Origin of the sequence: Flaviflexus equikiangi, from assembly GCF_014069875.1 — a bacterium.
Lineage (GTDB): Bacteria > Actinomycetota > Actinomycetes > Actinomycetales > Actinomycetaceae > Flaviflexus > Flaviflexus equikiangi.
The window spans coordinates 2,262,984-2,284,864 of the sequence record NZ_CP059676.1 but is presented as its reverse complement, the minus strand read 5'-3'; the positions used below and the strand labels follow the sequence as shown (position 1 = coordinate 2,284,864).

The 21,881-nt window shown below is 63.6% G+C and carries 20 protein-coding genes; 8 read left to right on the top strand and 12 right to left on the bottom strand.

Annotated features, from left to right (window positions below):
* The first annotated feature begins 1 nt into the window (after position 1).
* From H2O75_RS10475 to H2O75_RS10465, 3 genes are read left to right on the top strand one after another with little or no spacing between them, the layout of a single operon-like run.
* The gene (locus H2O75_RS10475) at positions 2–676 is read left to right on the top strand and encodes a hypothetical protein (RefSeq protein ID WP_182171765.1); all 675 of its coding nucleotides are present in this window, start codon (positions 2–4) and stop codon (positions 674–676) included.
* A 28-nt stretch (positions 677–704) separates the two neighbouring features.
* Complete coding sequence (locus H2O75_RS10470; RefSeq protein ID WP_182171762.1) at positions 705–1,532, top strand: DUF4352 domain-containing protein; 828 nt, start codon at positions 705–707, stop codon at positions 1,530–1,532.
* Positions 1,529–1,804, top strand: coding sequence for a hypothetical protein (locus H2O75_RS10465; RefSeq protein WP_182171759.1), 276 nt, complete (start codon positions 1,529–1,531; stop codon positions 1,802–1,804). Before H2O75_RS10470 ends, H2O75_RS10465 begins: the two co-directional genes overlap by 4 nt.
* Positions 1,805–1,822: 18 nt before the next feature.
* Here H2O75_RS10465 and hrpA read toward each other — a convergent pair whose 3' ends face one another.
* Positions 1,823–5,620 (bottom strand): ATP-dependent RNA helicase HrpA, encoded by a 3,798-nt coding sequence (gene hrpA, locus H2O75_RS10460; RefSeq protein ID WP_182171756.1) that lies wholly within the window; start codon positions 5,618–5,620, stop codon positions 1,823–1,825.
* 40 nt (positions 5,621–5,660) lie between these two features.
* On the opposite strand from hrpA, the gene H2O75_RS10455 reads away from it, so the two are divergent.
* The gene (locus H2O75_RS10455) at positions 5,661–6,668 is read left to right on the top strand and encodes an endonuclease/exonuclease/phosphatase family protein (RefSeq protein ID WP_182171753.1); all 1,008 of its coding nucleotides are present in this window, start codon (positions 5,661–5,663) and stop codon (positions 6,666–6,668) included.
* A gap of 5 nt (positions 6,669–6,673) precedes the next feature.
* On the opposite strand, the gene H2O75_RS10450 is transcribed toward H2O75_RS10455, so the two are convergent.
* Positions 6,674–7,237, bottom strand: a complete 564-nt coding sequence (locus H2O75_RS10450; RefSeq protein WP_182171750.1) for a hypothetical protein — start codon at positions 7,235–7,237, stop codon at positions 6,674–6,676.
* A gap of 128 nt (positions 7,238–7,365) precedes the next feature.
* On the opposite strand from H2O75_RS10450, the gene H2O75_RS10445 reads away from it, so the two are divergent.
* Positions 7,366–8,445: a VIT1/CCC1 transporter family protein gene (locus H2O75_RS10445; protein ID WP_182175230.1), complete on the top strand. Its 1,080-nt coding sequence runs from the start codon at positions 7,366–7,368 to the stop codon at positions 8,443–8,445.
* Between the two features lie 31 nt (positions 8,446–8,476).
* Positions 8,477–9,439, top strand: coding sequence for an ADP-ribosylglycohydrolase family protein (locus tag H2O75_RS10440; RefSeq protein ID WP_182171747.1), 963 nt, complete (start codon positions 8,477–8,479; stop codon positions 9,437–9,439).
* Between the two features lie 27 nt (positions 9,440–9,466).
* Here the strand turns inward: H2O75_RS10440 and H2O75_RS10435 are convergent, their stop codons facing one another.
* Entirely contained in the window at positions 9,467–10,582 is a 1,116-nt protein-coding gene (locus H2O75_RS10435) for an App1 family protein phosphatidate phosphatase (RefSeq protein WP_182171744.1), read from the bottom strand.
* A 167-nt stretch (positions 10,583–10,749) separates the two neighbouring features.
* On the opposite strand from H2O75_RS10435, the gene H2O75_RS10430 reads away from it, so the two are divergent.
* Positions 10,750–11,490 carry a CPBP family intramembrane glutamic endopeptidase gene (locus H2O75_RS10430; protein ID WP_182171741.1) on the top strand — a complete coding sequence of 247 codons (741 nt, stop codon included), beginning with the start codon at positions 10,750–10,752 and terminating at the stop codon, positions 11,488–11,490.
* Between the two features lie 40 nt (positions 11,491–11,530).
* Here H2O75_RS10430 and pgm read toward each other — a convergent pair whose 3' ends face one another.
* Genes pgm through H2O75_RS10395 form a run of 7 tightly spaced genes read right to left on the bottom strand, consistent with a single transcriptional unit; the run spans position 11,531 to position 18,852 of the window.
* Complete coding sequence (gene pgm / locus H2O75_RS10425; RefSeq protein ID WP_182171738.1) at positions 11,531–13,195, bottom strand: phosphoglucomutase (alpha-D-glucose-1,6-bisphosphate-dependent); 1,665 nt, start codon at positions 13,193–13,195, stop codon at positions 11,531–11,533.
* Positions 13,196–13,244: 49 nt separating this feature from the next.
* Positions 13,245–13,793, bottom strand: coding sequence for a hypothetical protein (locus H2O75_RS10420; protein WP_374971584.1), 549 nt, complete (start codon positions 13,791–13,793; stop codon positions 13,245–13,247).
* 43 nt (positions 13,794–13,836) lie between these two features.
* Positions 13,837–13,998 carry a hypothetical protein gene (locus tag H2O75_RS10415; RefSeq protein WP_374971574.1) on the bottom strand — a complete coding sequence of 54 codons (162 nt, stop codon included), beginning with the start codon at positions 13,996–13,998 and terminating at the stop codon, positions 13,837–13,839.
* 2 nt (positions 13,999–14,000) lie between these two features.
* Positions 14,001–14,540 (bottom strand): DUF2079 domain-containing protein, encoded by a 540-nt coding sequence (locus H2O75_RS10410; RefSeq protein ID WP_259365254.1) that lies wholly within the window; start codon positions 14,538–14,540, stop codon positions 14,001–14,003.
* Positions 14,537–17,125: a lysylphosphatidylglycerol synthase transmembrane domain-containing protein gene (locus H2O75_RS10405; RefSeq protein WP_182171732.1), complete on the bottom strand. Its 2,589-nt coding sequence runs from the start codon at positions 17,123–17,125 to the stop codon at positions 14,537–14,539. Before H2O75_RS10405 ends, H2O75_RS10410 begins: the two co-directional genes overlap by 4 nt.
* A gap of 10 nt (positions 17,126–17,135) precedes the next feature.
* Positions 17,136–17,330: a hypothetical protein gene (locus H2O75_RS10400; RefSeq protein ID WP_182171729.1), complete on the bottom strand. Its 195-nt coding sequence runs from the start codon at positions 17,328–17,330 to the stop codon at positions 17,136–17,138.
* A gap of 10 nt (positions 17,331–17,340) precedes the next feature.
* Positions 17,341–18,852: a hypothetical protein gene (locus H2O75_RS10395; protein WP_182171726.1), complete on the bottom strand. Its 1,512-nt coding sequence runs from the start codon at positions 18,850–18,852 to the stop codon at positions 17,341–17,343.
* A gap of 53 nt (positions 18,853–18,905) precedes the next feature.
* Here H2O75_RS10395 and H2O75_RS10390 point away from each other — a divergent pair, with 53 nt between their 5' ends.
* Positions 18,906–19,844 (top strand): Ppx/GppA family phosphatase, encoded by a 939-nt coding sequence (locus H2O75_RS10390; RefSeq protein ID WP_182171723.1) that lies wholly within the window; start codon positions 18,906–18,908, stop codon positions 19,842–19,844.
* Between the two features lie 43 nt (positions 19,845–19,887).
* On the opposite strand, the gene H2O75_RS10385 is transcribed toward H2O75_RS10390, so the two are convergent.
* Together H2O75_RS10385 and purB are read right to left on the bottom strand one after the other, a co-directional pair.
* The gene (locus H2O75_RS10385) at positions 19,888–20,538 is read right to left on the bottom strand and encodes a DedA family protein (RefSeq protein ID WP_182171720.1); all 651 of its coding nucleotides are present in this window, start codon (positions 20,536–20,538) and stop codon (positions 19,888–19,890) included.
* On the bottom strand, positions 20,538–21,875 hold the full coding sequence (gene purB, locus H2O75_RS10380; protein ID WP_182171717.1) for an adenylosuccinate lyase: 1,338 nt from the start codon (positions 21,873–21,875) through the stop codon (positions 20,538–20,540). Before purB ends, H2O75_RS10385 begins: the two co-directional genes overlap by 1 nt.
* Between the last annotated feature and the right edge of the window lie 6 nt (positions 21,876–21,881).

Sequence of the window (21,881 nt, the reverse complement as noted above, 5' to 3'; positions counted from 1 at the left end):
TATGTCTTCTACCGCTCTTGTCGCCAGCATCACGAAGGCGGGCCTCGTGCCTGCCAACCGCCCACAGGATCACGTCCAGCGCATCTTCACCGGCGCTTTCTTCGGCTTCCTTCTGGGCGCGATGGTGTCGATCCTGTTCTACTCGAACACGATGGCACTCATCGGATACGCGATCCCCTTCATCGGTGCCTTCATCCTCGCTGCCGTCGGGTATGTCACCTGGCTGATGGTGAAGCGGAACGATGTCGATCGGTCTGTCCCTGTCGTGGCAAAGGTCTTGGGAACCTCTGAGACGGCAGCGGAGCGGCGTACCCGGGCTGGGGATGTGGTGTGTCCCGTTGTCGTGCGGCCTCTCGAGGGAGCAGACTTCCGCTCCATCGTCCTGTCCAGCTCCGAGTCGAAGGAGCCCGCGAAGGATCTCGCTCCCGGCACCCTCATGGCCCTGCGGCAGGTAGAGCCCGGCATCGGCGACCTTGCCATGGCCCCGGCAACGGATGAGCAGCGTGCTCTCATGGAGCGTTGGGCGAAGAACCCGAAGCTCGTATCCAATCGGGCACCGATCCTGGTGGGACGGCGCACTCCCCTGGAGCGCAAGCCCTTCTCGTCCGCACTCGAGTTCTATATGGCGGTGGGTGTCGGCGCCAGCATCATGTTCACACTGCTCCAAAGCGTGTGAACACCCGTATCCTGGTCCAAGGAAAGGGGTGACGGTGGCATCAGACGCGACATGGGATCCAGAGATTGAAGGGGACGGCTCCGCCCCGACACCTTCACGCCAGCCCCCCGCACGCCCACCCTCGACGCGGCGTCCTCCCATGCCGCAGCCGCCCTACACGTTCCAGGGTCCACAGCCGCCGTTGACCATGGGCCGGCCGATGACGGCCTGGCAGGCCCCCGTAGGGGTCAATGGAGCTGTTCCTCCTCAGGCGCCGATCGTGAGGGATGGTCAGCCTGCCGTTCTCGGGCACGAGCGGGATACCGGGATGATGCCGTGGTGGGCGTGGGCAAGCATCGGCGCCGTCGTCGTCTTCTGCGGCATGCTCGTCATCGCCGCCGTGGATGGGCAGCATTCGACGGGCGGAGAGAGCTTCGACCCGCACACCCATGTCGGATATTCGGACATGACGATCGTGTCCCCCGGGGGACTGTTCGAGGGCACCGCGGACTTTGTGACGTGGACAGTCGATGTCGAAGGCACCGCGTGGGATGCTGGGGCGCAGGCCGACGAGTCGACGAGCATGCCGGCTCCGAACAGCGGGATGAAGTATGTGGGAATTGATTTGGCGGTTGAATCGACGGATAACGCCACTCTCCTCGAGGACGCGTTCCTCTTCTCCTACATCACCCCGAGCGGGCAGGAATATACGCAACACTACTGCGGCACGGGATGCTTGAGCAGTGCCGGCATTGCGGACTACGAATACGACGGATGGCTGTATTTCGAAGTCCCCAAGGACGTGCCCGAGGGCGGTTATCTCCGCGTCAACCTTATTCGTTCCCCCGCGTACGACACTCTCATGGAGCTGCCGTGAGTGCGTCGGACGGCACGGACGGACACTACCATCCGCCCCATGCGGCCCCGCTCGATCTTGGCCCCGTCGCCGCGCCCTCCCCGCAGCCTGAACCGCGAACGATCGACACGTTCCTCGACGACCTGTTCAAACCGCGCGACCCGCTCAAACCTCTCATCGAAGCGGAACCCGCCAGATCAGGGGCAGCCAATCCCTTCCCTGCCGCGATGTGGGGATGGGCGGGCGCGACAGCTGTCCTGGCCGTCGTGGCAGCCCTCCTCATCCTCCTGTGAGTTCTGGGAAAGCATCCTCTAGCTGAGGAGCTTGCGGATGCGGGGCAGTGACACCTTGACCGATGTTCCCAGCCTCTGCGCGAAGAGCGAGACCCGCAGCTCCTCGATGAGCCACCGTGCCCGGACCGCGGCGGCGTCCTCCTCCGCGCTCGCGGGTGTGAAGCTTCGAAGGTAGTCCTCCGCCTCCATGACCTGGTGTGCCTTCTCATCGTCCGCCGCGAGATCAAGACTCGTCGTCAAGCGGACAGACGCGGCGGCGAGATAGCGGGGCAGATGGGGCAGCCATTCGCCGGGTGTCTCCTTGAGGAAGCCGTCGTAGACGAGACCATCGACGTGCTCCCGGACATCAACGCGGACGCCTGCCATGGATGGTGGAGCGTGTTCGATGTCTGCGAGCACGTCCCGCCATGCCGTGAGGATACGGCCCGTGATCTGCGCGAGACGGAACACCTCATCCTCGACCGAGTCGCGAATCTTCACGATCACCGCATCGAATGCTTCCTGGGTGCGGATACCGGTGACCGGCCCTGCCAGGTTGCGGACCGCGGCCCACTGCAGGTCGGCAACGAGTGATTCTGTCGATGAGTACGGTGACCCCGCCATCGTCAACGACAGGGTGGGAGACCATCGGGACGTGACCCGGGCAACCGGCAGAGCGACCTGCTGGACTGCCAGGGCAAGGACGCCGCGGCGGTGTTCTCGCGCCTGGGCGCGCGGCGTATCGACGACGTCGACTCGCACGGTCCCGCCGCGTTCCACGAGTGCAGGATAACCCTTGGCGTTGCCTGCCTCCACGGACAGCGGCAGCCCGTCAGGGCCGAACCCCGTCTCGGGCAGGGATGGTCTGATCGCTGATGCGACGGCTTTCTTCACGGCCGTCGAGACGGCTTGGCGAGTATCGGGTGCGAGCTTCTTCTGAAGGTGCGCGATCGAGGGGCCTTCGGCGAGAACCTTGCCGCGGCCAGAGACGACACGGAATGTGACGGACAGGTGTGAGGGCAGGTCCCCCCATTCGTCGATGCTCACTCCGCGAAGATCCTGGACCGCGGCAGCGAAGGCTTCCCGGAACGAGGGTGAACCGGGTTCTCCTCCGCTCACATCCGCCCACGCGGGCAGCCGTTCGAGGATGGCGCGGGCCACGTCCGGGGCTGGGACCAGTTCGCGGCGGATCCGTTTGGGCAGGGATCGGATCGTTGCCTCGGTGAGTTCGGGAATCATGCCGGGAACGAGCCAGTCGAAACCGTCGTCCGTGAGCTGCGGCAGAAGCGTGACGGGAACGGTGATCGTCATCCCGTCACGACGGCCGCCCGGATTGAAGTCGTAGTCGATCGAGAGGGAGTGTCCGCGCTGCACCCACGTGTCCGGATAGTCCTCTGCCCTTGCTTCCGTCTCACCGAGCAGGAGCGCCCTCGGATAGCACAGGTCGACAGACTTCTTGTTCTTCTTGTACCAGGCGTTGAAGTGGGCTGCCGACACGATATCGCCGGGTATCCGTTCATCGAAGAACCTCTCGAGGTCACGCTGGTCTGCAAGCAGGCCGTGCACGCGGCGGCGACGCTCAACCTCTCGAGCCTCCTCGATGGCGGCCTTGTTGGCCGCGATGAAAGGATGCCAGTTATCGCGCCACTGGTTCTCGACAAGCGCGTGCCGAATGAACATCTCCCGGGCAAGCTCGTGGGCCTGGATCGTTCCCACCTTCGAGAGGAGAACCTGCCTGTCCGCGATGAGAGTCATGCCGTACAGCATGACCTTTTCATGCACCATCGCGGCCCCGAGCTTCGTCGACCAGAACGGTTCGGAATGAACCCTGTTCATGACGTGGGAGGCCAAGGGTTCCACCCATTCGGGTTCGATCTGGGCGACGGTGCGCGCAAACAATCGGGAGGTCTCGACGAGTTCGGCTGCCATGACCCACGCAGGGTGCCTCTTCGCGAGCCCCGACCCGGGCCAGATGATAAAGCGCGATCCGCGCGAACCCTCATAGTCTCGCTTCCTCTCATCCCACGATCCGAGGGAGGAGAGGAGGCCGACGAGGAGGGACTTGTGGATCTCCTCCGTCTTCGAACGGTCGAAGGCGCGCACGGCGGTCGCCACGTCGCCCGCTTCGTCGATCATGCGGGAGCTTGGGATGCCGATCCGGTTCGCGCCAAGGGAGCGCCCCACGTGGCGCAGCTGCAGGACGACGTCCCGCCACTCACGGAACCTCAGGTAGTTGAGGTACTCGGCACGGCACAGTCGCCGGAATGCGGAACCGGAGAGATCCCGCTCCATGACGTTGAGGTAGCGCCACACGTTGAGGTAGCCGATGAAATCGGAATGCGGATCGGTGAAGCGATCGTGGTAGGCATCTGCCTCGGGGCGCTTCTCAGCGGGACGTTCCCGAACGTCTTGAACGGAGAGTGCCGCGACGATGACGAGCACCTCGGAGACGACTCCGTTTCGCTGCGCCTCGACAAGCATCCGTCCGAGACGAGGGTCGATGGGCAGGCGGGCCAGCTTCGAACCGATGGCGGTGAGTCTGCCGGATCGGATCGCGCCGATCTCGTCGAGAAGCTGCAGGCCTGCCCGCACGGCGGTGATCTGGGGAGGGTCGACGAACGGGAACTTTGCCACGTCTCCCAGCCCCAGCGCCGCCATCTGCAGAATCACGGACGCGAGAGAGGTTCGCTGGATCTCGGGCTCGGTGAACTCGGGCCGGGACAGGAAATCGTCCTCGGAATAGAGGCGCAGGGCAATACCGTCCGCGACGCGCCCACATCGGCCCGACCGCTGGTTCGCGCTCGCCTGGGAGATGCTCTCAATGGGGAGGCGCTGGACCTTCGTCTTGTTCGAGTAGCGTGAGATGCGAGCCGTTCCGGGGTCGATGACGTAGCGGATTCCGGGAACCGTCAGGGAGGTCTCGGCAATGTTCGTGGCGAGAATGATCCTGCGCCAGTCGTGTGCCGCGAAGATCCTGTGCTGCTCGGCAGCGCTGAGTCGAGCGAAAAGGGGCAGCACCTCGATCGAGCCCGGTCTGCCGTGACCGGGTGCCGCGTAGTCCCGCAGAGACTCCTGGAGAGCCTTATCGGCGTCGCGGATCTCGCCCTCCCCGGAGAGGAAGACGAGGATGTCTCCCGGGCCTTCGGCGAGCAGCTCGTCGACACCGTCGACAATCCCGGCAATGTGATCGCCGTCCTCGAGTTCGCGGTAGCGAATCTCGACAGGATAGGTGCGTCCCGAGACGTGGATGATCGGGGCGGACTCTTCGGGCACCGCTTGGCAGGGTCCGAAGTGTTCAGCAAACCGTTCCGAATCGATCGTTGCCGACGTGATGATGAGCTTCAGATCGGGGCGCTGAGGGAGGAGCTGTGCGAGGTATCCGAGGAGGAAGTCGATGTTGAGGGACCGTTCGTGTGCCTCATCGATGATGATCGTGTCGTACTTGCGCAGCAGCGGGTCACCCTGGATCTCCGCGAGCAGGATGCCATCTGTCATGAGCTTGATCAGAGTCGTGTCAGAGACCTGATCCGTGAACCGGACCTGGTAGCCGACCTGCTCGCCAAGCGTCACACCGAGCTCGTCGCACAGGCGTTCAGCGACAGACCGGGCCGCGATACGTCGCGGCTGGGTGTGTCCGATGATGCCGTCGATTCCGCGCCCCAGTTCGAGACAGATCTTCGGCAGCTGCGTGGTCTTGCCAGAACCCGTCTCGCCGGCGACCACGACAACCTGATGGTTCGCGATCGCGTTCGCAATGTCGTCCCGCCGTGCCGAAACTGGCAGATCGGGATAGATGATGGTCGGAACGGCGGCGCGCCGTAATTCACGGGTACTCATATCAGCATCGTCACCTATTATCGGGCCTGAAGGAGCGTGGATGAAATACGTATACGCATTGCTGGTTGTCCTGATCCTTGCGGTGGGGGCGCTGACGCTCGATCCATCGCTCGTGTCTGTCGGCGGAACACCGCTCTCGTTGATCTATCCGGTCAACCAGATGATCGCGGTTCGCGGTGTTGTCGCCGCTGTCTGTGGGCTCGTCGGCATCATTGTTCTCATCATGGCGCTCGTTCGAGCCCTCATGTTCCGCAAGGGTGCCTTCATTGCTGTCCTCGGCGTCGGTCTCCTCGCCATCGCCGGCGGACATCTGCTCATTCTGTCAGATCGAGGGCTGGACAACCCGGGTGCGCTTCCACCGGATTACGGCCTCACCCACGTGGCAGAGGGAACCGGGGAAGTAACAGTCCTCTCGTACAATACGCTGGGCGGCGAGACGGCGATGACAGATATCGCGACGATCGTGATGGACAACGGCGTTGACGTTGTCGTCCTGTCGGAGACATCCACGGCGAACGGGGAGGCTCTTGCCGCCTCACTCGCGGCGGCAGGGCAGGGCTTCACCGTCTACTCGTCGGGAGCCGATCCGTACAATCCCGAGATCGAATCGACGGTCGTCGTACTATCCGATGCTCTCGGCGAATACCGTCAAGGCCCCGATATCGGGCTGACCTGGGGTTCCCTCCATCTGCGCTCCGTCTCGGGCGGCCCCGACATCATCGCCGTCCACCCCGTTGCCCCCGTGCGTGGCCTCGAGGAATCGTGGCGATCGGACATCGAACGTGTCTACGCCCAGTGCGGAGCCGCCAATACGATCATGGCTGGTGATTTCAACTCCACCATCGACCATATGCTGGCGACTGGTGCGAGCTGCCGGTCGGCTCTCGACGGCTACGTCGGCGGATATGGGACATGGCCGGCATCTGTCCCCGGGATCTTCGGATCACCGATCGACAATGTCTTCACGGACTGGACGACAAAGGCGGCCGCCGTCGTCGAGGTGGGAAACTCTGACCATCGAGGCGTGCTCGTCCGTCTCAGCCGTTAACAGGGCTACTCGAAGAGTGCGGCCAGGCGGCTGAGGGAGTCAGTCCAGAACTCGGTCGTCTCCTGCACCGACTCCCGCTGAAGGCGCGTGTGGGTGACGCTCAACCGGCACCGGGGGCGTCCGCTCTTCGTGGGCGGCGCCTGCTCGATGAAGAACGTGACACGCGTTCGCTCCCCGCCATCGAAACGGATCGATGCCGATGATTGGGAGAGAGCATTGAGTTCCAGATCGAGCCAGTCACGGCGCAGATCATCGTCCGTCACGTAGGGCCACACGGCCGTCGCGGCGGCCGAGATCGACTTCGAGTGGCTGACCTCGAAGCTTCCCTCTCCCGTGTGGCCGGGAGCGCGAGACTGTTCATAGCGGATCGTCACGCCCTGCGCCCACCACGCATCGACCTCGTGTTTGCCGCCCAACCAGCGGGCGATCGTGGCATGATCCCACGATGCTGCACCCGCCTCGTCGAGGAGCTCGAACCATTCCTCCTGGGAGCGTCCCGTCGCTTTGAGGATTGTCGAGTCCGACTCCTCGAATACTGGCGTATCCGCTGTTTCTCCATGCTCGGCCATACCACGACCTTACGCCTGTCAGCCGTGCGATTGGTGACTTTCATCAGGGCGGGCGGCCTGTGATCACCGTTCCATCTTCGCAGCGAATAGAGATCCCGAGCCCGACCCTGGTACACAATAGATCGGTGATGAGCAAGAAGAGTGCAAGCGACCGTCAGATCCTGGAATGGCGGAGGAATCTCGCCGAAGAGCTTGCCGAATACAGGATCTATCGGCGCCTCGCGCAGAAGCGCGATGGCGAGGAACGAGAGATCCTCCTCGAACTTGCCGAAGCGGAGAAGCGACACGCGCTGCACTGGGAGATGCTTCTCGGCGACAAGGTGGGCAAGCCGCTGCGTCCGTCCTTCAGAACGCTCCTCCTCGGGCTGTTGGCGCGCTGGTTCGGCTTCGTCTTCGCTCTCGCACTCATCCAGACCTCCGAGGAGCGCGCCACTGAACGCCGCTCGGATGATGACGACTGGGGTACCCCGTCGATGGCAGCGGATGAGGCCGTTCACGCGGAGGTCATCCGGGCCCTTGCAACGCGCGGCCGCAACTCGATGTCGGGCACCTTCCGCGCGGCAGTCTTCGGCGCGAACGATGGTCTCGTCTCCAACCTTGCCCTCGTCATCGGTGTTGCCGCCGCCGGCATCGACAACTCGACCGTCCTCCTCACCGGAGCGTCGGGTCTCCTTGCGGGCGCACTGTCGATGGCGGCAGGCGAATGGGTGTCGGTAAGGTCCCAGCGTGAACTCCTCGACGCCTCGACCCCGGACGAGAACTCGAACAGCCTGCTTCCGGCGCTCGATTATGACGCGAACGAACTCGCCCTCGTCTATCGTGCCCGCGGCCTGTCCCAGGACGAGGCGGAGCGTCTCGCCGGTGCGGCATTCGAGAAGATGCGCGCCCAGGAGAGCGTGAACGCCCTCGACACTCACACGGCTGATTTCGAGGAGATCGGCTCACCGTGGCGTGCGGCCACCTCCTCCTTCCTGTTCTTCGCAACCGGTGCAGTCATCCCCATCATCCCGTTCATCTTCACCTCCGGCATGGTGGCCGTTCTTATCGCGACCGTCCTCGTCGGCATCGCCCTGCTCTTCACCGGTGGCGTCGTGGGCGTCCTCTCCGGCAAGCCCCCGTTCCCCCGCGCCATGAGGCAGCTCCTCATCGGCTACAGCGCCGGCATCATCACCTTTGCTCTCGGTCTGCTTTTCGGCACAACTGCTTAACAATGTGGCAATAGTTCTCTAAACTCTATGTATGGAGACGCTAGAGATTACCGATGCCGTCAGGAAGCGTGCCCGAGGGACGCTGCTCGCCTCAGCGATTGGAGATGCTCTCGGCGTCCCGTACGAGTTCGAGACGATCCCTCTCGTGGGCGACCCCCAGCCGCTCGGCGGCGGGCTGGGCGATTACGAGCCGGGAGAGTGGTCTGATGACACGCAGATGGCGATCTGTATCGCCCAGGTTGCCGCGACAGGAGTCCGGCTGACATCCCAGGCCGCACAGGACGAGATCGCGACAAAGTTTCTTGCATGGGCGAAGGACGGGGCGACCGATATCGGAATCCAGACGTCTCGGGTTCTCGCCGATGCTCGACGGCGCGAGGGAACCGCCTCGCAGCGTCTGCGGGCCGCCTCAGCCTATTTCTCCGCCACCTCGGACCGTGCGGCTGGCAACGGTGCCCTCATGAGGACCGCACCGGTTGGTCTGGCGTTCCTCTACGACCGTGAGCTCACGGCCCAGGCTGCCCGTGAGATTGCGGCTCTCACCCACACGGACCCGATGGTGGGGGACACGTGTGTGCTCTGGTCCGAGGCGATCCGCCACGCTGTCATGACGGGACGGATCGATATCTACGCGGGCCTCGATCTCCTTCATCCCGATGTTCATTCCTCCATGATCGCCACGCTGCAGGAGGCGGAGGAGCCCGATTTCAGGCCGGAGGCGAATTCCTTCACGATCACGGCCATGCAATCCGCATGGCATGCTGTCGTGATGGCCAAGGATCGTGAGGATCCGATCCGTGAGGGTCTTTTCGAGGCCGTCCGCCAGGGATCTGATACTGACACGACGGCCGCGATCGCGGGCGCGCTCCTCGGTGCCGCTTTCGGAGAGGACGTCGCACCCGATTACGAGGTGCACGGCTGGCCCGGGTTGACGGGCAAGGATCTTGCCGATCTGGGTGAGACGATCGTGGAGAAGTGCCGGCCCCGCTACTGAGGATCGAACGGTCCCGGCCAGATACCGCTATCGGCCGGGACAGCCCTTCTCCAGCTCGTCGATCTTGGCCATGAGCTCGAAGCCGTCCTGCCCTGAGATTGTCGGAACCCCATAGCGCGCCTCGTCGTCGTCGAAGCGTCGCTCATCGATCGCTTCCGTCAGGCCGTGTGAGAGGACCTGCTCGACGGGATTGAGCTGACGAATGGCGATACCGGCGACGTGACGCGGATGCTCTCGTGCCAGCTCATCGAAGATGATCGGGTCGTGTTGCCCATCGTCACCGACGAGGAACCATTTGATCTCCGGGAAGGTGATGATGAGATTGCGCAGCTGTGTCTTCTTGTGTTCCTGGCCGGAGCGGAAGATGCCGGTGGGGGTGGGGCCCCAGTCGGTGAGCAGGAGCGGGCCCGTGGGGAAGCCGTTGAGCGTGAGAAACACCTCGAGCGTGGGCAGCGTGTTCCAGGCCCCGGTTGACAGGTAGAAGACCGGAGCATCGGGCAGGTCGTCCAACAGTTCACGGTAGAAGCGTGCCATCCCAGGGACAGCCTTGCGCGTATTCGTGTGCCGCACCCACGAGTTCCATGCGGCAAGGGCCGCACGGGGCAGCCACGTGACCATGACCGTGTCGTCAATATCCGACACCATGCCGTACGTGGCGGTCGGCTTCACGACCAAGACCTTCGCCGTGATGGGTTCCGCCGCGGCCGCCTCGATCCGCACCTCATGCCAGCCCGGCTCGAGGCCGTGATCCTGGACGAGAACATCTATATAGCCGGACCGATCCGTCCGAGTGGAGATCACCTTGTCGCCGGCGTGAACGGTGACGGGCAGGAAGCCGACCTGAGTCGTGAAGAACTGCCGCCATCCCCGCTGCGCAGTTTCGGAGAGCTTCTCGGCCTGCTCGAAAGCTTCCTTCACCTGCCCGAGGACCGTGTGCGTTGCGGGTGGGAGTCGAGGCGGCTTGAAGAGCGGCTTGCTATCCGGATCGGCCATGACGGCCCGCCCCAACACGTGCAGCGACGAGGTCGAGCCATAGCCGGTGAAACCGATGATGGCGGGCCGCCAACCCCTGTTGACGCGTTTGACCGTGCCCCGACGGTTGAGGGAATCTTCGAGTCGTCGAGCGACGTCAGCGAGTGCCATGACGTCAAGCATACGGCGTTGTCATGGCGAAACGGTTGACATTGTGGACGGTGAGAACCCGGCATTGAGGGGCTGTGGAAAGAGCCTGGGAGAACTCTGGCCCCGTTTGGGGCACATGTTCCCGAAACGCTGTCGTGCATGCGCGGGGAGACTTAGACTCCATAGCAATGACAGCTCTCCTCGATATGCACGAAGCCCCGGTTGTGGGGCGCAGCCGTGCCCGCGAAGCGGGAACAGTTCTCGCCGTGATCGCTCTCCTTGCGGGACTGAATGCCCTCGCACACTTCTCGCCCCTCTCGGTCTGGTTCTTCACCGTGCCTGCTGGGGTTGCCGTGATTCTCGCGATCGGCCGGGCGCGTGGACTGACGTGGGCGGAGATCGGGTTGTCTCCCCGCTATGTCAAGAAGGGTCTCGCCTATGGCGGGATCGCGGCCGGAGTCGTTGCGGCCGGCGTGATAGCAGGTGTCCTACTGCCGTTCACGAGGGACTTCTTCCTCGACGAGGGCTATGCCTCTGCACGGAAGGCGCTTCTCGCGGCTTTCGTCCTCATTCCCATCCAGACCGTACTCCCGGAAGAACTTGCCTTCCGCGGCATCCTGCACAGCTCGCTCCGCCGTCTTGGCGGCATGAAGACCGTCTTCGTGGCCGGTTCTCTTCTCTTCGGCCTCTGGCATGTCGCATCGTCACTGTCCCTCACGGCAGGCAACGAGGGGCTGACGGCCGCACTGGGCTCTGGAACTGGCGCACAGTGGGCGGGGATCGGCCTGGCAGTGCTCGCGACGTCCCTGGCGGGCGTGGCCTTCACATGGCTGCGGCACCGCTCCAACTCGATCATCGCACCCATCGGGCTCCACTGGGCGTTCAACGCGTTCGGCGCCCTCGCAGCCGCGGCAGTCTTCCGCATGTGACGGTGTGATGTCCTGCCGTTTCCGGCAGGACATCACATACTCAGGAGGCTGTTGTGCCCCCAAGCGCGGCTGAGACGACACGCTTCGCTTCGTCTTGGACCTGGGAGAGATGATCAGCGCCCTTGAAGGATTCTGCATAGATCTTGTAGACGTCCTCCGTACCGGAGGGACGGGCCGCGAACCACGCGTTCTCCGTCGTGACCTTGAGCCCGCCGATCGGTTCGCCGTTGCCGGGGGCTGTGACGAGACGATCGGTGATGGTCTCCCCGGCCAGCTCCGTTGCCGTGACGTCCGAGGGAGAGAGGGCGGCCAGCTTCTCTTTCTCCTCCTTCGATGCCGCGGCATCGATCCTGGCGTAGGCAGACGGGCTGTACGTGGCGACAAGGTCGGCATGCAGCTGCGAGGGAGTCTTGCCCGTGACGGCGGTGATCTCGGCCGCGAGCAGGCACATGACGAGACCATCCTTGTCCGTTGTCCACACGGTTCCGTCCTTGCGGAGGAAGGACGCACCAGCGGACTCCTCCCCGCCGAAGCCGAGAGAACCATCCAAGAGTCCCGGAACGAAGTGCTTGAAGCCGACGGGAACCTCGACGAGACGGCGGCCCAGGCCGGCCGCGACTCGGTCGATGAGGGCGGAGGAGACAAGAGTCTTGCCGATCCCCGCGTCCGTGCGCCAACCATCCCGGTGGGTGTACAGATAGTCGATGGCGACCGCGAGGAAATGGTTCGGATTCATGAGACCGCCGTCCCTGGTGACGATGCCGTGCCGGTCCGCGTCAGCGTCGTTGCCTGTGGCGATGTCGAACGGAGCATCTCCGCTCATGCGCTCGCGCAACGCCGCCATCGCATACGGGGAGGAGCAGTCCATGCGGATCTTGCCGTCCCAGTCCAGGCTCATGAACTGCCACGTCGGATCGACGTCTGGGTTGACCACTGTCAGGTCGATCCCGTAGCGCTCCGCGATCGCGCCCCAATAGTAGACGGATGCTCCGCCCATGGGGTCGGCGCCGATGCTCACACCTGCGCGGCGAATCGCCTCCATGTCGATGACATTCTCGAGGTCGTCGACGTAGGCAGACAGGAAGTCGTGCGTGCATGTCGTCCGCGCAACCCTGGCCTCCTCGTACGGCATGCGGGGGATGGCGCGCCAGTCCTTCATGAGCTCATTCGCTCTCGCGGCGATCTTCTTCGTCGCCTGCGAGTCGGCGGGACCACCGGTGGGCGGGTTGTATTTGAAACCACCGTCTCGCGGCGGGTTGTGGGAGGGCGTGATGACGATGCCGTCCGAAAGGCCCGGGCCCTCGGTGCGGACTCCCTCCTCCGTCCCCGCGCCATTGGCCCGAAGGATAGCAAGCGACACGGCGGGCGTGGGAGTGTATCCGTTTCGAGCATCGATCCGGATCCTGACCCCGGCGGCGGCCAGGACTTCGATCGCGGTGCGCTGGGCAGGCTCTGACAGGGCGTGCGTGTCACGGCCGATGTACAGATCGCCGTCGTAGCCGCACTCGCGGCGGTATTCGACGATGGCGGCGGTCATGGCAGCGATATGGCCTTCGTTGAACGCGCCATCGAGCGATGAGCCGCGATGCCCGGAGGTCCCGAAGACGACGGGCTCGACCGGTTCGCGGTCGTAGTAGGCGGACAATACCTCGTCAACATCGATGAGGTCTTCTGGACGTGCTTGGGTTCCTGCGCGATCGCTCATACCCCAATCTTGCCATTGAAAGGGTTGCGATGGGGAGGAAGTTCGCCCGCTATCGAACCGGTTCGATGACCTGCCAGCGTTCGTGACGATACACCGTCGCCCATTCGCCGCCGAAGCGATCCTTAGCCCACTCCTCGGCGTCCCGTCCCAGACGCCACCAGTTGACGGCGATCGCGTCCGGTTCAACCTCCCCCAGCGTCCCATACCAGTAGGTGTCCGTCTGTGGGGCAAGGTAGGCCAGCAGAGACAGGTCGGTTGCGACAGTCTCGTAGCTCTGAGCCACGGCGAGTGCCCCGGAGGCGTCAGCCTCCCACCCGTCGCGATCCCACAGGATCGAGATGTTCGTCTGCGTCAGCATCCCGACCGAGGTGATGAATGCGATGAGGGGGGCGATCCTCGACCAGCGGCCTCTCGCGGCGTCGATAAGGGCAACGGCAGCGATGGGGATGAGGGGTGCCGAATAGTGGAACTCCCATCCCCAGTAGTAGGTGACGTTGCCGACGAAGCGCCACGCCAGTGTCGGCGCCATGACGAGCATCCACGGCGACCTCACGCCGATGATCCCCGCCGCCAGGGCGAGGAGGGCAAGAGTGAGGATCTTCTCCCCGGCACCCGCCGTGATCTGGTTCAGCAGCGACAGATTATCGGTGTAAATCCCACTGTCCCTGCGGGTTGAGGGCGGGCAGGATGACCATGGTTGCCAGAACGAACCAGGAGACGCCCCACGCCACGAAGAAGGCGCCGTAGCGGAGCGACGTGCGACTGCGTTCGCGCAGATAGGCAGCAACACCGAACGCCGCCACCGTCAGCCCCAAGTCTTCCTTGACGAAGACGAGGAGAGAGATGGCGATGGCTGCTTGTGGGAGAGATCCTCGCACCCACCAGACCAGACAAGACCGAAGGCGAGGAGGGGGACAGCGAAAGCGATCTCGTGGAACTGTGCCCACACGGCGTTGATCAGGCCCCACGAGAGGACGTAGGAGGCGCCCACGAGGAGGGCAGACCGGCGGCCGAGTCTCTCCTCGGCAAGGCTGACGATCGGCCACGCCGAGAGGGCAAACATCCCTGCCTGGATGACGAGCAGAGTGAAACCGGTGGGGAAGAGCCGGAAGAACGGGGCAAGGAGGACGAGTATCGGGTGGAAGTGATCCCCGAGCAGGTTGTAGCCCTCACCCTTGATGTTGACGATCGGGGTGTCGAGACGAGCGTAAGCGTCCGCGAGCTGGGTGAAGATGCCAAGATCCCACGAGGGCGAGATGTAGTTGTCCCACATGATCCACGACAGCGCCGTATAGAGAACGAAAGCCCCTGCCGTGAATCCTGCGGGGAGCAGGAGTCGTCTCACACGAGGTCCTTGCGCTGCAGGTAGCGGAGCGCGAACCAGCCGAGAGGGACCCGCCCCCAGAAGGTGAACAGGCGGTAGATGAGAGCCGTGGAGAGCGCAATGGAGTAGGGGATCCCGGCTACCGCCAATCCGCCGGTCAGAGCAGCCTCGACGGGGCCGATGCCGCCGGGGGAGGGAACGACAGAACCGAGCGTGTTGGAGATGAGGAACGTGATCGCGAGCGTCATGACCGGGAGCGAGTAGCCGAAGGATGCGAGAGCGAAACCGAAGGCCATGACATATCCGACGGACTGGAGCAGAGACCCTGCGACACCGAGAAGGATCCGGTCAGGATGCGTTGTCAGCCAGACCACGCGGGGCCACACCTGCTCGAACGTTGGCCGCACCTTCGCGAACAGCCAGCGGCGCAGGGGCTTGATGAGCAGGAGGGCGGCGATCAGGGCGATGATCGTGAGGATGGTGAAGATGAGGGACCCTGACGGCAGCGCCAGAGCACCGATCTGCCCCGTGAGCAGAGAGATCAGCAGCAGCGTCAGAATGGTCGTCAACAGCTGGGCGATCTGGACGAGCGACACGGTAGCGACGCCGAGCGTCGTGGGGATGCCCTTCTTGTTGAGATAGCGCAGGTTGAGGGCTGCGGGGCCGATGCCGGCCGGCACGACAAGCGTGATGATCGATGCCGCGACCTGGACGGTCGCGGTCTCCGCAATCGGCAGCTTCTCCGGCGTGTATGCCTTGAGGTGGAGGGCGGCCCCGAAATAGGTGAGGACGGATCCTGCGACGAATGCGATGGCCAGATAGACGGGGTTGGCCTGCCTGATTGCCGCCCACACGTCAGAGAAGTTGATCGAGCCGAGAAGAATGTACAGGGCCAGCACGCCCACGATGACGGAGGTGACCGTCTTGGGAGAGAACCGCCGCACCTCGATCTGCGTGGGGGCGTCACTCGAGGGCACCTTCGCCGCGATCGCTTCGCGCAGGCTCTTCGAGGTCTTGCCGTCCAGGTGGGAGAGAGTCTGGCGGGGCATGATGCTGCGCTGCATGATCGGTGCGGTCGTCATGAGCTGCTCGCGCCCATTGACCCGCTCGAACGATGCGAGAGCGCGCTCCACACCGACGATGGTGGCCAGCATGGCGAGACCCTGCGCGAGGTCGATGCGGCGTGAGATCTCCGAGGATGCGATCGTGCCGTCATGCCAGTTCGTGACGATCAGTTCGCCGTTGTCGACGAGGACGATCCCGGCGTGGATGTTGCGGTGGGCGAGACCGCCTCGATGAGCGGTGATGAGCACATCCCACAGCTGGTCGATGACGTCATCCGTCAGATCATCGACGGGCACCTTGTGGAGGGACGGTGCCCGCAGAAGCTTCGTCACGATGATGGCGGAATCGTCCGAGGATGAGACGCCGACAAGATCGGGGCCGATGATGCCGTTGTGCTGGGCCGCCAGGGTCATGAGAGCCACCTGGTCGGCCGTGTCGTGAATGGTCGAGTCTGACCGCCGGTACTGGATCCGCAGGCGGATCTTCGACCATGTGGAGGACAGCCAGGAGAGGATATGGCGGTCTCCGTCCAACACTGAGGCGTGATGGGCCACCCCGGCACTGTCGATGATGATGTAGTTGCGCGAGACCGTGTCCGAGGTGGGCACCGTCATCGCCTCATAGTCCTCGAAGACCGCGACCGGGTCGACAAGCGCTTCCGGAACGATCGATTCCGTCTTCGAATCCTCATCGACGATGTCGATCGGATCGAAGGTGCGGTTGATGAACTCCTGGAGCTGTGTGATGCCGAAGCGGTCCAGGTAGCCCACGGGAGAAGACGTCGTGACCCGCCACGCGTACAGGTTGTCGATGTCGATGTCGGATCCGACGCGCACGATCTCGGTCGCGTCGATGCCCGCGCGTCGAACGAGACGAACGAGGTTGAGGCCGCTGGCACGCTCGGGGATCGTGCCGAGGATGAAGACGACCAGCTGGCCCACCATCGATCCGAGGAGGACGATCGAGAGCGCGCCGGGGAGAGTCTGCTGGCCCTGGAGAATAGACAGGATGACAACCGTCCACAGGAGCGGCCACGTCCATCGCACCGACACGAGCGAACCCCTCGTGCCCGCCGCCGTGCACAGGGCAGAAATGATCGCCATATAGGGAACGAGGAGGACGAGCGACTGTCCCTCGACCGCGACGGCCAATGTCGTGGTGACCGGTGACTCGGGGAGGTACTCCTTGAGGAACCAGACGGTCACGTTCGACAGCGCCCCCGCGAGAGCCATGGCGAGCACTGCGCTCGACAGGGCACGCCAGCGTCTCGTCCACATGAGCTCGATGAGGACCGCGAGAGGTGCGAAGAACGTCAGCAGGCCTTCCAGCACGTTGACGGGCACGATGAAAACGGTCGTCAAGACGTGGTTGGTGGCCTCCCGCACGTCGGTTGTCACCGCCAGCGTCGTCGACGAGGCGTAGACCGAGAAGGCGAGAATGGCGACGATTCCGAGCAGGGACATGGACGCGCCGACAAGATCGCGCGGTTGACGTATCCACCTGTCCTCGGTATCGACGAGGAGAGCGGCTCTCCGGTTCATAGCTGGGTTTCTAGCGGTCCCGGTTGTAGGGATCGATTCCCTGGCGTTGAATGTCGACAAGCGAATAGTCACCGGCCTTGGCAATGGCGGCGTGAAGCTCATCATCGCTCGCGGAACCGGTCACGATGATCGTGGCCGCCGAATCGGCGGTCAACGTCACCATGATCTCGTTCAGGGCGCCGATGTTCTCCAGCTGCTCTGTCACCTTGGCAACGTCAGCGTCTGTGGCGATGGATGTAACCTTGAGTTGTATCAAAGTCGTCCTCCTCTGTGTTCTCGGCGCCAGATGACGCTTCCTGTGTCGGCTCTGCGGGCCTGCCTGACGCGGCACCCTCTGAAGTTTCCGGCGTGACGGGCTGTGCGGCGGCAAGCCTGCCGAGCCGAGCATCCAGGAGCCAGTCGGGGGTGGCGGAACCGGGGCGCGGGAACTCCGCAAGGTCCCTCTCCCACTCGTCGACGGGAACCTGGGCGGCCCACATCGGCTTGTCCGACTTATTGAAACCGAAATTGCCGGTGCCTGTCGCGTCGAAAACGAACTTCGCGATAAAGAAGCCGCCGTCCTCCTTCGAGTACGTGTTCTTCTTGAGCTGACGGGTGTAGTGGACGATCGCGGTGGGGATCGAGGTGATGCGAGTACTCTCGCCATCCTTGCTGTACTCGGCATGGAAGACGAAATGGTTGCCCACAACCTGCATGAACATCGTGATCGACGTGAAGCCCGCGGGCACGGCGTTGACGAGGAGCCTGTAGATATCGGGGATGAGTGACTTTGTGTCGGTCAGATCCTTCCCCATGAGGTCGCTTGGCGTGGCCGGCTGGATCTCGTCGATAACCCACGTCTTCGGGGTGGCGACACGAGCCTGGGCCTGGACGCCCTCGAGGGGGACTGCCTTGACGAACACGGTGGGCGCGTAGCGGGAGAAACCGTTGGCCCGCGTGTAGGGGGCGTCGGGGAGGAGCGACTGCACTTCGAGGAGCATCTCCCCGTCCCGCCGGATGGGGCGGAGCACGCGAGACGGCACACCGTCAACCTTCGCGATCTTCTGCGCCTCGTAGATCTCCATGTCATCCGTGTAGGCGATCCGTTTCGCGAACAGTCCCGAGTCGATCTGCTCGAAGCCGTTCTCGACGGTCGGTGCGGCAGGGGAGACCATGGTGACGGCGACAGGCTTGCCATCCTCCAGCTCCACGTCGCACGGGATCTCACCCCAGGACCGTTTGATGACGGTGCCGAGGAAGTTGGTGGGAACGATGGCCTTGAAGCCGTTCTCCGTCTCCCATCCGTAGGCGATGCCGTGGTAGGCGGCCACCATGTCGGGTTCGGACTGGCCCGGCTCGAACTTCCAGATCGACGATCCCTCTGTCACGCGGGTCGGTTCGATCCACAGCAGGTCCGTCTCGATACCGGCCGCTTTCGCCACGCCCGTCGCATCGAACGGAAGCACCTCGAAGATACCGCCGAGGAAGGCGCGCGGATCCAGGGGGCCGACCGCGTGGCGGGACTGCACGAGCGGGCCCGCGACGAGTTCCAAGACATAGAACGGCTCGTCCGCCTTGTAGGGGCTGTCTGTGAAACCGATCTGGAACAGTTCGATAAGATCCGCGATCTCCGTGATCTCGTCAATGTCTTCGGAATCCACGGCCAAGCCCGAAACATAGTCGAGCCCGTTCTCCAGGTATCCACGCAGCTGGCCGGGAGTCAGTGGGAGAGTGTAAGTATTCGACACGATTCCTCAATCTTTCTGGTCCTCTATCGAGGGTACTGCATTACGCTAGTCCCATGCGTCTTGGAGTTCTCGATATCGGTTCAAATACCGTCCACATGCTTGTCGTGGATGCTCACTATGGAGCCCGGCCGGCTCCCGCAGCCGATGATCGCACGGTGATCCGGCTGATGAAGTATCTCGATGAAGACAATCGGGTGACGGACGAGGGCGTGATCCAACTCCGGGAGGCCGTCAGCCGCGCCATGCTGTTCGCGGAACGCTTCGGAGCGAAAGAAGTGATCGGCATGGCCACGTCCGCACTCCGGGAGGCGGACAACGGGCCAGAGGTTCTCGCGGGTCTTGAAGAACTCGCCGGCATTAATCTCACAGTCCTCTCCGGGAAGCAGGAAGCGGATCTGACCTTCCTTGCCGCCCGCCGCTGGCACGGCTGGGGTGCGGGCCGGCTCCTCGTCCTCGACATCGGAGGGGGTTCCTTCGAAGCCGCGTACGGAATCGACGAGAACCCCGAATTCTCGGCATCTGTTCCGCTTGGCGCGGGGCGGCTGACGAAGAAGTTCCTCCACGATGATCCCCCGACACCGGAACAGATCTCCCTCATGAGGGACTACATCAAGAAAGAGATGAAGCCGCTCGCCGAGTCTCTCAAGCAGCTTCCCCGCCCTGACCATGTCGTCGGCACGTCCAAGACATTCCGCTCTCTCGCTCGGCTCGGCGGGCAGCTTGTCGCCGTTGTCGGCCCCACCGAGCGCCGCCGCATGTCACGCTCCGACCTTGAGGACTGGGTGGGCAGGCTCGCGAAGATCCCGGCAGCGGCACGAACCGAGCTTCCCGGCATCACGCCCGAACGAACCTTCCAGATCGTGGCAGGCGCCGAAGTTGCCTGGCGTGCCATGAAATCTCTCAAGCTCGACCGGATCGAGATATGTCCGTGGGCGATGAGAGAGGGCGCGATCCTGCACTACCTCGAGGGTCAGATGCGGAACGGCGAGTAGAGCGGAGGGGAGCAGTAACCTGCTCCCCTCCCTGTCGGTGCTCCTATGCCTCTGGATCATCCGCCTCGCGGCGCTTGATCCTCACGTTGTTGACGGTGCGCCGGCCGATCCACCAGACAAGGAATGCGACGACGCAGACGATGACGATCTTCGAGAGCGTGCCCACCCATCCTTCGACCCGGGTCCAGTTCTCGCCGAGAACATAGCCGGCATAGATCAGCGCCGTGTTCCAGATAAGGGAGCCGGTGAGCGTCAGCGCCGTGAAGGTCACGAATCTCATGCGTGTCACGCCCGCAGGAATCGAGATCAACGATCGGAAGATCGGGATCATGCGTCCCAGGAGGACGGTCCACTTGCCGTGCCGATCGAACCACGCCTCCGTGCGGACGATGTCGTCCACGTTGACGAGGGGGAGGGCGCCCATGATGGCGCGGGTGCGTTCGCGGCCGAGGGCTGCGCCGACGCCATACAGCAGCCAGGCCCCGACAACGGAGCCGGCCGTGCACCAGAGGATCATCTCGACGAGCCCGAGGCTGCCGAGGGAGGCCGTGAATCCCGCAAGGGGGAGGATGATCTCCGAGGGGAGGGGCGGGAAGAGGTTCTCGAGCCCGATGAGGAGGAAGGCCCCGAATCCACCCAGGGTCTCCATGACATCGACGGCCCAGCCGGCCACGCCGGTCAGTTCTTGATCCATTATTCTCCCAGGTAGTCGACGAGCTTCGAGGCGAGGCCCGTGTAGGTGGCGGGGGTGAGTGCGAGGAGACGCGCCTCCACATCGGCGGGGATGCCGAGGGACGCAATGAACTCACGCATGAGCGGCTCCGTCACCTTCTGGCCACGGGTGAGGTCCTTGAGCCGTTCATACGGATTCTCCATGCCTTCTGCCCCATTGATCGCGGCAGCCCTCATGGCCTGCTGAATGGGTTCCCCGAGAACCTCCCAGGCGTTGTCGAGATCCCTTTCCAGGGCTTCCGTTCCCACATCGAGGCCGGCGAGTCCGCGAGACACGTTGTCGATGGCGAGGAGGGAATGCCCGAAAGCGACACCGATGTTGCGCTGCGTGCTCGAATCCGTCAGATCCCTCTGCATGCGGGACGTGACGAGAGTGGCACCGAGGACATCAAGGAGTGCGCTCGAGATCTCGAGATTCGCCTCGGCGTTCTCGAAACGAATGGGGTTCACCTTGTGCGGCATCGTCGACGAACCCGTCGATCCCTGCGCCGCGAGGTTCTGGTGGAAATAGTCGAGCGAGATATAGGTCCACATGTCTGTTGCGATGTTGTGGAGGATGCGATTGAACCGTGCCATGTCCGCATAGAGCTCTGACTGCCAGTCATGGGATTCGATCTGCGTCGTCAACGGATTCCAGGTGAGGCCGAGTGATTCGACGAATCGGCGCGAATGCGCGATCCAGTCCACGTCGGGCAGGGCGGCGACATGTGCGCCGTACGTGCCCGTCGCACCGTTGATCTTGCCCAGGTAGTCGGCGGCGCTGATGCGGTCGAGCTGGCGGGTGAGCCGCCACGCGAACACCGCCATCTCCTTCCCCAGCGTTGTGGGGGTCGCGGTCTGCCCGTGCGTGCGCGACAGCATCGGCTGGTCGCGGTGTTCAATCGCGAGATCCGCGAACTGCTGCGTGAGCTTGCGTGCGGCAGGCAGCCAGACTCGGTTGACAGCATCCCGAATCGTGAGCGCGTAGGCAAGGTTGTTGATGTCTTCTGACGTGCAGAAGATGTGCACGATATCGGGGTATTTGACGCGCTTGCGCAGGTAGTATTCGACGGCCTTGACGTCGTGGCGCGTCTCAGCCTCAATGCCTGCAAGTTCGGCGATGTCCACCTGGATGTTACGGAGTTCGTCGCGTTCATCCGCGCTGAACTCGCCGGGCAGGATGCCGGCGTCAACGAGGTAGATGAGCCACTCGACCTCGACCGTCACCCGAGCCCGGTTGAGGGCGTCCTCGGAGAGGTAGTCGACGAGTGGGGAGACGTAGGATGCGTATCGACCATCAAGCGGGCTGAGTGTGCTCATGTGCAC